General features: G+C 69.9%; 15 protein-coding genes and 1 pseudogene. 6 read left to right on the top strand and 10 right to left on the bottom strand.

The features are described 5' to 3' along the window. Nucleotides 1-118 precede the first annotated feature (118 nt). From ABD156_RS43245 to ABD156_RS43225, 5 genes are all read right to left on the bottom strand, one after another. Nucleotides 119-1,045: an aminoglycoside phosphotransferase family protein gene (locus tag ABD156_RS43245; RefSeq protein WP_344287203.1), complete on the bottom strand. Its 927-nt coding sequence runs from the start codon at nucleotides 1,043-1,045 to the stop codon at nucleotides 119-121. A 40-nt stretch (nucleotides 1,046-1,085) separates the two neighbouring features. After that, nucleotides 1,086-1,652: a TetR family transcriptional regulator gene (locus tag ABD156_RS43240; RefSeq protein WP_344287201.1), complete on the bottom strand. Its 567-nt coding sequence runs from the start codon at nucleotides 1,650-1,652 to the stop codon at nucleotides 1,086-1,088. Nucleotides 1,653-1,725: 73 nt separating this feature from the next. Then, complete coding sequence (locus tag ABD156_RS43235; RefSeq protein WP_344287199.1) at nucleotides 1,726-2,934, bottom strand: cytochrome P450; 1,209 nt, start codon at nucleotides 2,932-2,934, stop codon at nucleotides 1,726-1,728. Between the two features lie 126 nt (nucleotides 2,935-3,060). Continuing rightward, on the bottom strand, nucleotides 3,061-4,479 hold the full coding sequence (locus ABD156_RS43230) for an MFS transporter (protein ID WP_344287197.1): 1,419 nt from the start codon (nucleotides 4,477-4,479) through the stop codon (nucleotides 3,061-3,063). After that, nucleotides 4,480-5,916, bottom strand: coding sequence for an FAD-dependent monooxygenase (locus ABD156_RS43225; protein ID WP_344287195.1), 1,437 nt, complete (start codon nucleotides 5,914-5,916; stop codon nucleotides 4,480-4,482). Between the two features lie 90 nt (nucleotides 5,917-6,006). On the opposite strand from ABD156_RS43225, the gene ABD156_RS43220 reads away from it, so the two are divergent. Both ABD156_RS43220 and ABD156_RS43215 read left to right on the top strand, forming a co-directional pair. Beyond that, nucleotides 6,007-6,519 (top strand): MarR family winged helix-turn-helix transcriptional regulator, encoded by a 513-nt coding sequence (locus ABD156_RS43220; RefSeq protein ID WP_344287193.1) that lies wholly within the window; start codon nucleotides 6,007-6,009, stop codon nucleotides 6,517-6,519. Then, nucleotides 6,516-6,914 (top strand): hypothetical protein, encoded by a 399-nt coding sequence (locus ABD156_RS43215; RefSeq protein WP_344287191.1) that lies wholly within the window; start codon nucleotides 6,516-6,518, stop codon nucleotides 6,912-6,914. The genes ABD156_RS43220 and ABD156_RS43215 overlap by 4 nt, the downstream gene beginning before the upstream one ends. On the opposite strand, the gene ABD156_RS43210 is transcribed toward ABD156_RS43215, so the two are convergent. Together ABD156_RS43210 and ABD156_RS43205 are read right to left on the bottom strand one after the other, a co-directional pair. Continuing rightward, nucleotides 6,911-7,663: a maleylpyruvate isomerase family mycothiol-dependent enzyme gene (locus ABD156_RS43210; RefSeq protein ID WP_344287189.1), complete on the bottom strand. Its 753-nt coding sequence runs from the start codon at nucleotides 7,661-7,663 to the stop codon at nucleotides 6,911-6,913. The two genes, ABD156_RS43215 and ABD156_RS43210, sit on opposite strands and share 4 nt — an antisense overlap. 50 nt (nucleotides 7,664-7,713) lie before the next feature. Next, a pseudogene (locus tag ABD156_RS43205) lies at nucleotides 7,714-8,319 on the bottom strand (class I SAM-dependent methyltransferase); the annotation flags it as partial. A 271-nt stretch (nucleotides 8,320-8,590) separates the two neighbouring features. Here ABD156_RS43205 and ABD156_RS43200 point away from each other — a divergent pair. Next, nucleotides 8,591-9,046: a hypothetical protein gene (locus ABD156_RS43200; protein ID WP_344287187.1), complete on the top strand. Its 456-nt coding sequence runs from the start codon at nucleotides 8,591-8,593 to the stop codon at nucleotides 9,044-9,046. 50 nt (nucleotides 9,047-9,096) lie between these two features. Here the strand turns inward: ABD156_RS43200 and ABD156_RS43195 are convergent, their stop codons facing one another. Then, the gene (locus ABD156_RS43195) at nucleotides 9,097-9,747 is read right to left on the bottom strand and encodes a response regulator (RefSeq protein ID WP_344287185.1); all 651 of its coding nucleotides are present in this window, start codon (nucleotides 9,745-9,747) and stop codon (nucleotides 9,097-9,099) included. After that, the gene (locus ABD156_RS43190; protein ID WP_344287183.1) at nucleotides 9,735-10,982 is read right to left on the bottom strand and encodes a sensor histidine kinase; all 1,248 of its coding nucleotides are present in this window, start codon (nucleotides 10,980-10,982) and stop codon (nucleotides 9,735-9,737) included. Before ABD156_RS43190 ends, ABD156_RS43195 begins: the two co-directional genes overlap by 13 nt. Before the next feature lie 211 nt (nucleotides 10,983-11,193). Between ABD156_RS43190 and ABD156_RS43185 the strand changes: the two genes are divergently transcribed. Together ABD156_RS43185 and ABD156_RS43180 are read left to right on the top strand one after the other, a co-directional pair. Beyond that, the gene (locus ABD156_RS43185) at nucleotides 11,194-12,384 is read left to right on the top strand and encodes a cytochrome P450 (protein WP_344287181.1); all 1,191 of its coding nucleotides are present in this window, start codon (nucleotides 11,194-11,196) and stop codon (nucleotides 12,382-12,384) included. Nucleotides 12,385-12,387: 3 nt separating this feature from the next. Next, complete coding sequence (locus ABD156_RS43180) at nucleotides 12,388-12,603, top strand: ferredoxin (protein ID WP_344287179.1); 216 nt, start codon at nucleotides 12,388-12,390, stop codon at nucleotides 12,601-12,603. A gap of 24 nt (nucleotides 12,604-12,627) precedes the next feature. On the opposite strand, the gene mtnA is transcribed toward ABD156_RS43180, so the two are convergent. Continuing rightward, a complete protein-coding gene (gene mtnA / locus ABD156_RS43175; RefSeq protein WP_344287177.1) occupies nucleotides 12,628-13,593 on the bottom strand; it encodes an S-methyl-5-thioribose-1-phosphate isomerase in 966 nt (321 codons plus the stop codon). Nucleotides 13,594-13,655: 62 nt separating this feature from the next. Between mtnA and ABD156_RS43170 the strand changes: the two genes are divergently transcribed. Next, nucleotides 13,656-14,054, top strand: a complete 399-nt coding sequence (locus ABD156_RS43170; protein WP_344287175.1) for a RidA family protein — start codon at nucleotides 13,656-13,658, stop codon at nucleotides 14,052-14,054.

Here is a 14,054-nt window from a genome sequence, read left to right as displayed (position 1 = left end):
TGGTCCCGGCCCCTGGTGTACCCCGGGAACAGTTCCAGTGTCCGTCGCGATTGCCGGGTTGTCGCGTATTTCACTCCTTTTTACGGGGGTATGTCGCGGGGTAGTTCGGGGGTACCCCTCACGCGCCCCACCATGCGTCCGCGAGGGATACGAAAGTAGGTTTTTCCGGAGCCGGGAGCACGTCGAGGTACCAGCGGAAGTCGCTGTAGACGTGCAGAAGCGTGTACGCGAGGCAACGGCGGGAGAAGTCCGGGCCGAGGTCGGCCGGACGGTAACCGTAAGCGAGCAGAAGACTGCGCAGAAATGCCGAGTCGCCGCTGGAAACGAACAAGCCGACGGCGGCGAACTCGTATTCCGCCGCGCCGCGCATGGCCGGTTCGAAATCGAACAGGCCGGACAGCCGCCAGTTGTCCCCTTCTCGGGTGACCATCAGATGGTCGCGCATGACCTCGGTGTGCAGCGGCACGGTTTCCGGCGTCCCCAGGTCGACCGCGTCGACGAACTCCGGCAGCTGGGCCAGCCAGTGTTCGTCCAGCTTGGTCTGGCGATGGTGGTCGACCAGCTTTTCGCGTTGCCCGGCAAGGAACGCGGTCCAGTCCCGCGGAGCGAGCACGGACAACGCCGGGTCGCGCACGGAGTGCAAAGTGGACAGCGCCTCGCCGATCTTCGGGGCGAGCGCGAGTTTGTCCGCTGTGGACAGTTCCGGCCAGACCTGCTTGAGCGTGCGCCCGGGAAGCCGTTCCATCACGACGTAACCCCAGCCGTCGCGCGTTCCGGCGTGCACGACGCCCGGCGTGGGGATGGGGAGCTTGCCGTGCAGGACTTCCAGCATGGCGCGCTCGGTGGCCAGCTCGTCGAGGTACACCGGCGGATAGAGCTTCAGGACGAGCTGGTCGCCGACCGCGTACACCGGCAGCGAACCGTCGTCGAACGGCACAGGCTCGCCGGGTTCGCCGAGCGAACGGAGGAGGTCTCGTACCGCGGGCAGCAGGCCTTCGCGGGTCAGCTGGTCGGACTCGGCCGCGGTGGCGGCGGGCGGGAACATGCGCTGACGGTATCGGCGCGCCTTCCTCCGCCGTAGCGAATTACTTGCTGCGTTCGAGCAGGGTGCGCACGGCGGGGCCGATGAGCCGTTCGATCTCGTCGGCGGACGCGGTGGCGAGCGGTTCCTTGCGGGTGATCGAGCGGACCAGGCCGATGCCGAGCAGCCAGGCCATCGCGAGGTCGGCGCGGAGTTCGGCGTCCGGCTCGTCGGTGAGCCCGGACAGCGCGCGGGTGTACTCGGCGTCGAGCTGGGCGCGGAGAGCCTCGTCGGCGCGATCGGTGCCGGACGACCGCAGGTAGGTCTCGATCGAGCGGGACGCGGAGTCGTCGCGTTCGAGGAGGCTCCGCAGCGCCGCGGAGAACAGCCGCTCCGGCGGGGTCGTCTCGACCTGGGCCAGGCCGCCGCGCGCCATCACGTGCTCGAACAGCGCGTCCTTGCTGCCGAAGTACCGGAACAGCAACGCCTGGTTGACGCCCGCGCGGTTCGCGATGTCGCGCACCGTCGTGCGGTCGAAGCCGCGGTCGGCGAACAGCTCGGCCGCGGCGTCGAGCAGCGCGGCTTTCGTCGCCGTCGCGTCGCGTTTGCGCGAAGGCTGGTCCGCGGCCATTCGGTTTCCCCCTGGTGTGCGCCGGTGATGCGCGACGAGGTTAACCCGGACGGCCGGGGATCGGCCGGACGAACTACGCGGGCCAGGCGACCGGCAGCTCCTCAGGGCCGTAGACGAGCGTGTTGTGCTTGTACGCCAAAGATTCCTTCGGCACCGCCAGCCGCAGGTCCGGCACGCGGCGGAACAACGCGGTCAGCGCCTCCTGCATTTCGACGCGCGCGAGCTGCTGGCCGATGCACTGGTGCGCACCGAACCCGAAGGCGACGTGCGTGCGCGGCGATTCGCGAGTGAAGTCCAGCTGGTCGGCGTGCGGATACCGGTCCTCGTCGCGGTTGGCCGAGTTCAGCGCGGCGATCAGCCAGTCACCCTCGGCCACCGTTTGGTCGCCGACCTTGACCTCTTCGGTGGCGTACCGCAGCACGCCGAACTGCACGACCGACAGATACCGCAGCAGTTCCTCGACCGCGCGCGGCGGATCGGCGAGGGCCTGCGCGCGCTGCTCCGGCTGTTCCAGCAGCAGAAGGGCACTGAGCGCGATCATGTTGGCGGTGGTTTCGTGCCCGGCGACCAGGAGGCTGAGCCCGAGCATGATCAGCTCGTCCAGATCGAGCGTCTCGCCGGAAGCCTCGGCCCGGACGATGAGCTTGCTGAACAGGTCGTCGTGGGGGTCCTGCTGCTTGCCGGCGAACAGTTTGCCCAGGTAACCGGCCAGTTCGTGGTACGCCTGCTCGGTGGTTTCGGCGTCCTGGTCGGTGCTGACCAGCAGGCTGCTCTGGCGCTGGAACAGCTCGCGGTCGGCATATGGGACGCCGAGGAGCTCGCAGATCGCCAGCGACGGGATCGGCAGCGCGAAGTCCTGGACCAGCTCGGCGCGGCCCGGCTTGGCGAGCATGGCGTCGAGATGCCGCTCGACCTGCTGGCGGACGTACTCGCGCAGCTTCTCCACCCGCCGGACGGTGAACTCGGCGACGACCATCTTGCGCAGCCGGGAATGCTCCGCGCCGTCGAGCTGGATGATCGAACCCGGGTCGATCTCGGCGTACGGGTCCAGATCGGCTTTGACGTGCACCGACGAGGCTCCGCGCGAGCTGAGCGCCGGGTCGGCGAGCACCGCGCGGACGTCGTCGTAACGGGTGACGAGCCAGGTGTCGAACCCGGCCGGGCAGCGGATCCGCGACACCGGCGCCGCCTCCCGGAGTTCGGCGTACTCGGCGGGCGGGTCGAACGGGCAGGCGGGGGTTCGGGTGGTCGGAAGTGCCGGGGTCTCGGGCGGGGTGGGCATGCGGATGGCGCCTTTCCTCCGACGGTGCGGGCATCTTCCACTCTGGAGACGCCCGCACCGTCGCGGGGCGATCGATCCGGATAGGCGACGGAAGGACCACACCTCTGCCCGATTCACCCGCCGCGATTAGACCGGTTCGCTGATCGGCTCGTCGGCGAAACGGCGGGCCACCCGTTCCGCCCCCGCGCGCGCCCAAGCCGTGGTGGCGACGACGGCGAGCAGGATGATGAGCGCGGTCCCGCCCGCGACGGCCCACCAGGCGGTGGCGTAGCCGGCCAGCGGAGTGGCCGCGGCAGCCAGGATGGTGCCCGCGACGGCGACCCCGAGGGTCTGCCCGACCTGCCGCGAAGTGGACGCGACCGCGGCGGCGACCCCGGCTTGAGACCGCGGCATGCCGCTCACCGCCGCGTTGGTGATGGGCGGGTTCAGCAGGCCGAAGCCCATCCCGAACACTCCGTACGCGATCGCGAGCACCCAAAGCGGCGTGGTGGCCGACGCGGTGGTGAGCACGACGGCAACCACGGTCATCGAGATCCCAGCGGTCAGCAGCGGAATCCGCGCGCCGCGAGTGGCGACGAGACGTCCGGCCAGCGGCGCGGCGATCGTCACGGCCACGGCGGTCGGCAACAGCAGCAAGCCGGATTGCAGTGCCGACAGTCCGCGCACGTCCTGCAGGTACAGCGGCGACAGGAACAGGAACGTCCCGAACGCCGCGAGCCCGCATACCGCGCTGATCGTGGCCGACGAGAACGGCGCGCTCCGGAAGAACCGCAGTTCGACCAGTGGTTCCCGGCGGCGGATTTCCCAGCGGATCAGTGCGATCAGGGCGAGCACGCCGAGCCCGGCCAGACTGAGGATCAGCGGCGAACCCCAGCCGAGCCGTTGGCCTTCGATCGCCGCGGTCACCACCGAGCCAAGCAGCACCACGACCAGTACTTGTCCCACCGGATCCGGCCGGCGCGGTCGCGGAGCCCGCGATTCCGGCACGTAGCGCACAGTCAGCGCGAGCGCCGCGACGACCACGGGGACGTTGACCCAGAAGATCGCCCGCCAGCCGATGCTCTCGGTGAGCACGCCGCCGAGCACCGGGCCGACGCCCAGCGAGATCCCGACGATCGACCCCCACACCCCGATCGCCCGCGCGCGCTCGCCGGGGTCGGCGAAGACGTTCGTGATGATCGACATCGCGACCGGGTTCAGCATCGCGCCGCCGAGCGCCTGCACGATCCGGGCGGCGACCAGCCAGCCGATCGACGGGGCGAGGCTGCACAGCAGCGAGCCGAGTCCGAAAAGGACCAACCCGGCGAGGAAGATTCGCTTGCGCCCCAACCGGTCTCCGGTGGCTCCGCCGAGCATCAGGAAGCAGGCGATCACCAGCGTGTAGGAGTCGATCGTCCATTGCAGACCGTTGATCGACGCGTCGAGATCGGCGCGGATGACCGGGAGCGCGACGTTGACGATGGTGTTGTCCATCGCGACGACGAGGATGCTGGAGCACAGGATCGCGAGAATGCCGAAGCGTCCGCGTGCGGTGTCCACGCCCATTCAGCGCTCCATCCAGTCGGTGGTGATCTTTTCTTCCGCTGTCCACACTTCGGCGGCGTAACCGTCCGGGCGCACGAGCACGGCGGCCAGATCGTGCCAGTCCCGGGTTGAGCGCACGACGTTCTCGGCTTCCGCGACGGTGCTGCCGAAAGCCACGAGAGTGAGCCGATCTGGTCGCAGTGCGCGATGGAGGGTGCGGCCGTCGGCGAGCGGAAGGTTGGGCACGCGGCGGCCGACCAGGCTGTCGTCCTCGGCGTAGGAAACCTCCAGCCCGGACAGCCAGCCGCGCAGTTCGTCCGCGGTGTCGCCGTCGCGGCCGATGAGGCTGGACATCAAGTCGCGCAACGCTTTTCCGCCGGGAGTGAAATTGACCATGAGCGCGGCCTGGGCGAGGGTGTTCGCCGCGAGCCGGGCCGCGATGGGACGGCGTTCGGCGTCGTAGGATTGCGGGCCGTCGATGATTCGCCGCGGTGCGCGGCCCTTCACCTCCGCGGCGAGCTTCCACGCGAGGTTCGCCGCGTCCTGCACACCGACGTTGAGACCCTGCCCGCCCGCCGGAAGGTGGACGTGCGCGGCGTCGCCAGCGAGGAACACCCGTCCGACGCGGTACTGCTCGACGTGTCGGGTGGTGTCGCCGGTCCGCGAGGCCCAGATCACCTCGGTGATGCCGAAATCGTCGTCGGCGAGCCGTTTCAGCGTCGCACGCAGTTCGGTCTCGTCGGGAATCAGCGCCTGGCGGCGCGCGGCTTCCTCAGGCGTGAGGCCGGTGTCGCCGGGTTCGTGGCCGAAGATGCGGTGAATGCCGCCGGGCAGCGGAAGCACGCTGTACGAGCCGCGTTCGTAGTCCCAGTTGTGCGGGTGGGCTGGCGGGCGTTCCAGGCGCACGTCGGCGAGGAAACCCATAGTGGACGCGGGATTTCCGGGAAAGCCGAGGCCGAGCGCGTGACGGGTCGCGCTGTGCGCGCCGTCCGCGCCGACGACGTAACCGACGCGCTGGGAGTCGCCGGTTTCCGAGACGATGGTGACGCCTTCCTCGTCCTGCGCTAGGTCGGCGAGTTTCCACCCGGGCTCGATCACGACGCCCCGCTCGGCCAGATGCTCGGCGAGCAGCCGCTCGGTTTCCGGCTGCGGGAGCATCAGCACGAACGGGAACGAAGTGTCGAGTCCGGTGTAGCTCAGCAGGTTCGGCAGGGTCGCGAAATGCGCGGCAGGCACCGGATTTCCCTCGGCGACCAGGCGTGCGGCCAGCGAACCCGCCTCGTCCGGCAGCGCGTCGAGGACTTCGAGCGTGCGCGGATGGACGGTCGTCGCCCTCGATTGCCACACCCGGTCCGGATTCGCTTCGAAGACCCGGACCGAGACTCCGGCGTGGCGCAGGAACGCGGCCGCCGCCATCCCGACGGGTCCGGCTCCGATCACTGCGACTTCGATGTCCATGGTTCCCCCTTGACGATGCTCGACTGGCGAACTGTCTTGACGTCAAGGTATTCTCTCACTGTCTTGATGTCGAGAGAAAGGTCCGTGCCGGTGAACACAGCCCCGCGGGACGCGGTCGACGACCTGGTGGACGCCGTCCGGCGCGGCGGCGGCGACGAGAGCGTGCTGGGCGCGAAGTCGCTGTCCTACCGGCTGCGGCGGGTCGCGCACCAGCTGGAAGTGGCGATGCGCCGCGAGCTGTCCGCGCACGGGATCGAGTTGTGGGAGCTGGAAATGCTCGCCGCGCTCAAGCGCGCGCCCGGGCATCGGCTGACGCCGGGGCAGGTGATGGCCGCGGTCGAGCTGACCTCGGGTTCGGTCACGCACCGGATCACCCGGCTCGAGGCCCGCGGCTGGGTCCGCCGGGACAAGGACCCCGGCGACCGGCGTTCGGTGCTCGTGTCCCTCACCGAGGAGGGCAAACGGCAGGCGCTCGCGTCGTTCGAGCTCAAGACCGAGATCGAACGCGAAATCGCGAACGCTCTCGACCCGGAAACCATCGACGTGGTGAACGACGCGCTGCGGCGGGTTTCGCACCACCTCAAGGGAAAGGACGAGCAATGAAGCGGGAAACCCTGGGCGCGGCAGCGGTTGTCGCGGGCCTGGCCGCCGCCGCGCCGTCGGTGTGGCAGACGGTCACGCACATCACCGATCCGAGCTACCGCGCGCCGGAGGTCCGGAACGGAGAGGGCCACGTGCAGTACCACATGGCGCGCGAAGCGCTGATCACTGCGGGCGCTTTCGGTGCGGTGGGCGCCGGGTTGGCGGCTGGGCGGGATCGCTCGCCGGCGTTGTGGCGGGCAATGGCTTGTGCCGCGGGCGGTTTCGTCGCGGCGATGTGGTCCGGCGGTCCGACGACTGGAGTGTGGGCGCCGAACCGGAAGGCGCTGGCGATCCACGTGGCGTCGACGAGCGCGTTGACCTTGGGCGTCGCGCTGCTGCGGCCCGGGCGTCGTTAGAGGAAGACCCGGGCGTTCTCGAGCCAGGCTTTCGCGTCGTCGCCGATCGCGGCCAGTCCGGTTTCGTCCAACGCGCGCCGCTGAGTGATGCGAAGGCAGAAATCTCGTGCGCTGCCCCGGATCCGTTGTGCGGCGTCGTCCGGACCCCAACCCCAGACGGCGCCGTCGGGACCGGTCAGTTCGAGCCGGATCGGCTCGGTCGGCAGCGGCAGCTTGGCGGCGTAGAACGACAGCCCGCGCCCGGCGAAGCCCAAGGCAGCGATGTGCTTGAGCCGGTCCGTCGGATGGTGTTCGACGCCAACGGTGTCGAAGATGTCCTGTCCGTGCGCCCAGGTTTCCATCAGCCGAAGCGCTACCGCGAGCGTCGCGGTGGACTCCGAGCCGTACCAGGGAAATGGCTGGTCCAACGGGATCTCGCCGAGGGCCGCCGCCACTTCGGCCCGCCCGGCGCGCCAGGAGTCCAGCAGCTCCGAACGCGGTCGCGCGGCTCCCTCGGCCGCGACGGCGTCGGCGTCTTCCTCCAGCACCGCGGCGAACTTCTCCGGCGTACGGATGGCCAGGAGGACGTTCGCGTCGGCTGCCGTGAGGTGCGCGATCTGGTGGCCGATCGTCCACCGCTGCGCCGGGGTGGGTCTCGACCAGTCCGGCTCCGCGGACACTACCGCGTCGAGGTCGTCGCCTTCCGCGAGCAAATCCGGCAACGCGGCTTCGCGGGTTATTTCGGACAAATCCAGGCCGTAGTCCACCATGCGACCACGCTATCCAAAACCGGGCCGCGGCCGGGGCGTTCGGGAACCGGTTATTGCCCTATCGGGCAGCCGGTTTCCGCCGCGACGATCAGGAAGTTCGGCATGCGCGCGTAAGCCTCGATCCCGTGCACCGGGTCGAGCCCCGGCTCGACGACTTCGCGCACCCGGCAGCCGAGCGCGGCCACTTCGTTGAGATAAGCGGAAAGCGGCCGATGGAAGTCCGACGCGTCGCGCCCGGCGATCTCGTACTCCGCCAGGTACTCCTTCCGGCGGTATTCGCCGTGCTCCCGCCAGGTGCCGAACAACTCCTCGAACGCCGGATGGACGATGGCGAACACGAACAGCCCGCCCGGCCGCAGCGCCTCGACACAGGCGCGCATCGCGGGCTTCCAGTCGGGAATCGCCATCAGCACCATGCTGCAGACGACGGCGTCGAACGGCTCCAGCTTCGGCAGCCGAGCGAGATCTGTTTGGAGGTAGGAAAATCCCCTCGGCGGGCTTCTCCTTGGCGAACGAGATCAGGCTCGCGGCCGGTTCGACCCCGGTCACCTCGGCCCCGCGCGCGGCGAGCATCCGGCTGAAATAACCGTTGCCACAGCCCGCGTCCAGCACTCTCCGGCCGCGCACGTCGCCGAGAAGCCGGAGAAGGACGGGATTGACCAGATGCTGCTTGGCGAAGTCGCCGCTCTCGGCAGTCGCTTCCATCGATTCCCGGGTGCTGCCGGTGTTCCACTGCTGGATCGCGGTTTCGTTCGTCCATGCGGAAGTCATTGGATCGAGCCTAGTGCTGCAGCTGCGTTTTCAGGTCTGGAGCCGAAGGGTGTACCTACTGCCACCATCAAGTCGGATAGGAGCGTTACTGCCTCGGGCACACCGCGAAAGACATGCTGATGCCGTGCCCGAGGGGCGGGCACCGGAGGGAGTGTCATGGCGAGCGGTGTCCCGCGGATCCTTACGAAGACCGCCGCCGCTTCGACGCTCCCCCTGCTGCTTCGCCGGGCGGCCACGGTTCTCACCGTGCTCGGGCTGGCGATGATTCCCTGGCTGGTCTTCCTGCACACCGAACTGCCGTCCACCGCTCAGGCCGCGCACTGGGCCTGGATGTGGACGGGCCTGGACAGCCTTGAGGCGCTCGGCCTGCTCTCCACCGGACTGCTCCTCAGACGCGGCGACCGCCGGGCCTGCCTGACCGCCGCCGCGACCTCGGCCCTGCTCCTGGCCGACGCCTGGTTCGACATCATGACGGCCGCCCCGGGTCCGGACTTCACGCTGGCGGTGCTGATGGCGGTCTTCGCCGAGGTGCCGCTGGCGGTGGTCTGCGCGGTTCTCGCGACCCGGGCCTTACCCCGGCCGGGCCGCCGACCGGAAGGGCTCGCGACGTGATCGGCACTCACGGTCCGGTGCCAGCGCGCGATGCCTCACGGACAGGAAGGTCAGGCACGGGAAGCTCCGAGAAACCGCAGCACGGCCAGGACGCGGCGGTGGTCCGCGTCGACCACGGGCAGGTCGAGCTTGGCGAAGATGTTGTTGATGTGCTTCGCCACCGCGCTCTCGCTGACCACCAGCGCCTGCGCGATGCCGGCATTGGAGCGTCCCTCGGCCATCAGGCCGAGCACGTCCCGTTCGCGAGGAGTCAGCCGCGCGAGCGGGTCGCTGTCGCGCCGCAGGATCAGCTGGGCGACGACTTGCGGGTCAAGAGCAGTGCCCCCGTCCGCCACGCGCCGGACCGCCGCCACGAAGTCGGCGACATCGGCGACCCGCTGCTTGAGCAGGTATCCCACCCCGCTGGTGTTCGCGGCCAGCAGGTCGGCCGCGTATCGCTCCTCCACGTACTGCGAAAGCAGCACCACCGGCGTCCCCGGCCAGCGCCGGCGGATCTCCATCGCCGCCCGCACCCCCTCGTCGGTGAAGCCGGGCGGCATCCGGACGTCGATCAAGGCGAGTTCGGGCCGGTGCTCCGCCACCGCCGCCAGCAGCCCCTCCGCGTCGCCGGCTTCCGCGACGACCTGGAACCCGCCCGCCTCCAGCACCTTGATCAGGCCGACCCGCAACAACACCGAATCCTCGGCGATCACCGCGCGCACGGCAGCTCCGCGGTGACGGTGGTGGGCCCGCCGACGGGGCTGCTTACGTGGAAGGCCCCGTCGAGGGAGCCGACCCGCTTGGCCAGCCCGGTCAGCCCCGTGCCGGCGGCGGCGTCGGCACCGCCCAGCCCGTCGTCGGTAACGCGCACTCGCAGCACCTCGCCGACCTGACGGACGATCACCTCCGCGCGCATCGCGTTGGCGTGCTTCGTCGCATTGGTCAGCGCCTCGGAGATCACGAAGTACGCGACTGACTCCGCGTTGGGTGCCACCCGCTCCTCCAGATGGACCCGCAGCCGCACCGGCAGCGGCGTGCGGGCAGCCAGCCCGGACAACGCCGCGTCCAGGCCCCGGTCCTCGAGCACGGCCGGGTGCAGGCCCCGCACCAGGTCGTTGATTTCGGCGATCGCCTCCTTCGCCTCCCGGTGCGCTCTCTCGATCACTTCGCGGGCGTCGCTCGGCAGGTCCGGGCGGGTGGCGATGGCCAGTCCCAGGTTGACCGCGAGGGACACCAACCGCTGCTGGGTGCCGTCGTGCAGGTCGCGCTCGATCCGGCGGCGCTCCGCGTCGACGGCCTCGATCAAGTCGGTCCGGCTCACCGCAAGCTGATCGACCCGTTCCTGGAGCCGCTGCGCCTGGCTGGGCCCGAGCAGGCCCAATGCCAGCCGCGCCTCGGCCTGGGCTACTGCCCGAGCGGTCCAGGGCAGGGCGCACAGCAGGAGGAGCCCGGCCGCGGTGCAGGCCGGAAGTTGAGTCAGGTAGCCGAACCCGTCCGGGCGGATTCCGGTTGGCAGCGCCCACGCCCAGCCGTAGACAAGGACGCCCGCCAGGCTCGCCGCGGCCACCGCGAGCACCAGCAACTCCAGCAGCGCCAGCAACGGGCCCAGCAGGAGGTGGTAGCCGATCTTGCGCCAAGGCCGCGTCGCCGCGAACCACCGGGCGGCCGAGGTCCACGTCCATTGTTCCGGCGCCGTGCGGGTGAGCCGGGGGACATCCACGCCGAGGAGCATCCGGTAGCGAGCCCGCTGAACGGCTGTCAGCACCGGGGTGCCGAGCAGGACCAGGGCGGCCGACACAGAAACCGTGAGGAGCCAGTTTTCCGTCCTGGCGGCAGTCGCCGCCGCCCAGGCCCAAACGGGCATCAGCGCCAGGTGCGGCAGCACGCCGGCGGCAAGAAAACCGGTGTCCCGCCGCGCGCGGAGGACCGCGCGTCTCAGCCCGGCTGGAATCGTCATGGCATGACGCTAGGGCACTGCGGGAGGACGGTGCCATGAAGCCGGTACCCGGTCTCATGGTGAACCTAGTGCCACCTGTCGCACCGGCGGTGAGCTTGACCGGTCAGGCGTCCCGGGACTTTCTGGAATCTCCTGGCGGATTGACGTGCGGCCGATCTCGGGTGTAGGCATGTAAGCACCTGCTTACAAAGGGATCCGGGGAGTCGTTGGCATGACCACCACGCACACCGAACCGCTCGCCTACCCGTTCAACGAGGAGGCGGGCCTCGCGCTCAACGAGGCCTACACCGCCGCTCGCGAGAACGCCGGGATGATTCGCGTCCAGATGCCGCACGGCGAGGCCGCCTGGCTCGCCACCCGCTACGCCGACGCCCGCCTCGTGCTCGGCGACCGGCGGTTTTCCCGCGCGCTGGCGCAAGAAAGCGACGAGCCGCGGATGTCGGGGTACCGGCGTCCGGGCGGCATCCTGTCGATGGACCCGCCGGATCACACCCGGCTGCGCACGCTCGTCGCGAAGGCGTTCACCGCGCGGCGCGTCGAGGAATTGCGCCCGAGGGTGGCGCGGCTGGCTGACGAGCTGATCGCGCAGTTGCGGGAGCACGGGCAACCGGCTGATCTTGTCGATCTGTACGCGCTGCCGATCCCGGTCGCGGTGATCTGCGAACTGCTCGGGGTGCCGGTGGGCGACCGGCCGCAGTTCCGCGAGTGGAGCGATGCGGCGTTGTCGACCACGCGGCTTACGCCGGAGGAGTCGGAGCGCAGCCGCGAGGAGCTGCGGGCGTACATGGCCGGTCTGATCGCCGAGCATCGCGCGCGGCCGCAGGACGACCTGATGACCGCGCTCATCGAGGCGCGGGATGTCCGGGATCGGCTTACTGAGCTGGAATTGGTCGATCTGTGCGTCGGGATTCTGGTGGCTGGGCACGAAACGACGGCCAGCCAGATTCCTAACTTCGTTTATGCGTTGCTGGATCAGCACGAGCACTGGGAACGGTTGTGTGCCGACCCGTCGCTCATCCCGACCGCGGTGGAGGAGCTGCTTCGCTTCGTGCCGCTCGGGGCTGGGGCCGGGTTCGCGCGGTATGCGGTGGAGGACGTCCAGGTCGGCGATGTCCTGGTGCGCCAAGGGGAACCGGTGCTGGTGGCGATCGGGGCGGCCAATCGGGACCGGCTGCAGTTCGGGACCGCGGACCAGCTCGTGCTAGACCGTGGCGACAACCATCATCTCGGGTTCGGGCACGGGGTGCACCACTGTCTGGGGGCTCCGCTCGCCCGGCTGGAACTGCAGGAGGCGTTGCGGGCGTTGACCCGGGAGTTGCCTGGGCTGCGGCTGGCCGGGGATATCGAGTGGAAGACGCAGATGCTGGTTCGCGGGCCGCGGTCGATGCCGGTGGGATGGTGAACGATGAGCTGGACGATTGAAGTCGACGGGGGCGCGTGCATCGGGAGCGGGATGTGCGCGTCGTTGATGCCGGAGGTGTTCGAGCTGGACGGGGCCACCGCGCGGGCCGTCGCCGGGAATGTCGGACCGGACGAGACTGTGCTGGACGCGGCGGACTCCTGCCCGGCCATGGCGATCACCGTGCGGGACGGTGCCGAGGTCGTCGGCCCACGCCCCTAGCTCTGGAGCGCCACCGCACCAGGGTCACGAGCCGAACACACCGTCCTCGGTGACTACCGCGGTGATGAGCGCGTGGGGTGTGACGTCGAAGGCCGGGTTGAATACTGCTGAGCCCTTCGGCGCGATCTGGGTTCCGCCGAACTCCGTCAGCTCGGTGGCCGCGCGTTCTTCGATGGTGATGTCCGCGCCGGTGGCGATGGCTTTGTCCACAGTGGACGTCGGGGCGACGACCACGAACGGGACCTGGTGGTGGGCGGCGGCGATGGCCAGGCTGTAGGTGCCGATTTTGTTGGCCACGTCGCCGTTCGCCGCGATCCGGTCCGCGCCGACGAGCACGCAGTCGACCAGGCCGCGCGCCATCGCGGTGGCTGCCGCGCCGTCCGGTTGCACGCGGTAGGGCACCCCGGCTTGCTCGAGTTCCCAAGCGGTGAGGCGGGATCCCTGCAGCAACGGCCGCGTCTCGTCGACCAGCACTGACTCGACCAGGCCCCGCTCGTGCAGGTGCCAGACGACGCCGAGCGCCGTGCCCCACGAGACCGTCGCGAGGTGTCCGGTATTGCAGTGGCTGAGCAGCCGCAACGGCCTGCGCGGGCACGCATCCAGCACGACTTCCGCCGCGTGCGCCGACGCGGTGTGGTTGCGTTGCTCGTCCTCGTCGAGCATCGACTGTGCTTCGGCCAGCACCGCGTCGGCTCCGTGCGGTAGTTGGGTCAGCGCCCGGGAAACGCCCCAAGCCAGGTTGACCGCTGTCGGACGGGCATGTGCGATTCGCTCAGCTTCCGCCCGCACGTCGTCGCCCTGGCGAGCCGCCAACGCGACCCCCAGCGCGCCCGCCGCTCCCAGCGCCGGTGCTCCGCGGACCGCCAGCCGCTGGATCGCGTCGACCAGTTCGGTCACGGTGCGCAGCGTGAGGATGCGGTACTCGCCCGGAAGCGCTACCTGGTCCACGATCACGATCGCCCCGTCGGCCCAGTCGATGGTCCTGCGCATACGCCCTCCCGGTCCGGAAATCCCGTGGCGGGCCGCCGCGTGCGTGAGCGACGATCCGCCTCGTGACCATTGAACGGCAGAACCCGCCCTCCTTGCATCCGACTCCCGGCTATCACCACGTGACCACCGTCGACGCGCGCCGCACCGTGCACCTCGCCGGCCAGTGCCCGCTGTCGCTCGACGGCCAGGTCGTCCCGGGCGATGTCCTCGCTCAGGTGGACCAGGTCGTCGCCAACACCGAGGCCGCGCTGGCCCACGCCGGCGCGACCTCGGAGGACGTGGTGCGCACGGTGATCTACGTGGCGACCTCCGACCAGCCGACCCTTGCCGCGGTGTGGGAACGGTTCGTGAACTCGCCGATCGCGGCGGCGTTCACCACGGCGAGCACGCTGGTCGGGGTGGCGTGTCTGGGCTACCGAGGGCAGCTCGTCGAGCTGGACGTGACTGCGGCGCTTACGTAG

The sequence above is a fragment of the Amycolatopsis albidoflavus genome (genome assembly GCF_039525725.1).
GTDB classification, from domain to species: Bacteria; Actinomycetota; Actinomycetes; order Mycobacteriales; family Pseudonocardiaceae; genus Amycolatopsis; species Amycolatopsis albidoflava.
The sequence above is the reverse complement of the archived record's forward strand: the minus strand, read 5'-3'. Positions and strand labels throughout refer to the sequence as shown.

Excerpts from the sequence above, each read along its gene's own strand:
- ABD156_RS43200 (WP_344287187.1), top strand. The coding sequence starts at position 8,591 with ATGGCGAGCGGTGTCCCGCGGATCCTTACGAAGACCGCCGCCGCTTCG.
- ABD156_RS43185 (WP_344287181.1), top strand. The coding sequence starts at position 11,194 with ATGACCACCACGCACACCGAACCGCTCGCCTACCCGTTCAACGAGGAG.
- ABD156_RS43210 (WP_344287189.1), bottom strand. The coding sequence starts at position 7,663 with ATGGTGGACTACGGCCTGGATTTGTCCGAAATAACCCGCGAAGCCGCG.
- ABD156_RS43235 (WP_344287199.1), bottom strand. The coding sequence starts at position 2,934 with ATGCCCACCCCGCCCGAGACCCCGGCACTTCCGACCACCCGAACCCCC.
- ABD156_RS43230 (WP_344287197.1), bottom strand. The coding sequence starts at position 4,479 with ATGGGCGTGGACACCGCACGCGGACGCTTCGGCATTCTCGCGATCCTG.
- ABD156_RS43245 (WP_344287203.1), bottom strand. The coding sequence starts at position 1,045 with ATGTTCCCGCCCGCCGCCACCGCGGCCGAGTCCGACCAGCTGACCCGC.
- mtnA (WP_344287177.1), bottom strand. The coding sequence starts at position 13,593 with ATGCGCAGGACCATCGACTGGGCCGACGGGGCGATCGTGATCGTGGAC.
- ABD156_RS43180 (WP_344287179.1), top strand. The coding sequence starts at position 12,388 with ATGAGCTGGACGATTGAAGTCGACGGGGGCGCGTGCATCGGGAGCGGG.
- ABD156_RS43190 (WP_344287183.1), bottom strand. The coding sequence starts at position 10,982 with ATGACGATTCCAGCCGGGCTGAGACGCGCGGTCCTCCGCGCGCGGCGG.
- ABD156_RS43240 (WP_344287201.1), bottom strand. The coding sequence starts at position 1,652 with ATGGCCGCGGACCAGCCTTCGCGCAAACGCGACGCGACGGCGACGAAA.
- ABD156_RS43225 (WP_344287195.1), bottom strand. The coding sequence starts at position 5,916 with ATGGACATCGAAGTCGCAGTGATCGGAGCCGGACCCGTCGGGATGGCG.
- ABD156_RS43215 (WP_344287191.1), top strand. The coding sequence starts at position 6,516 with ATGAAGCGGGAAACCCTGGGCGCGGCAGCGGTTGTCGCGGGCCTGGCC.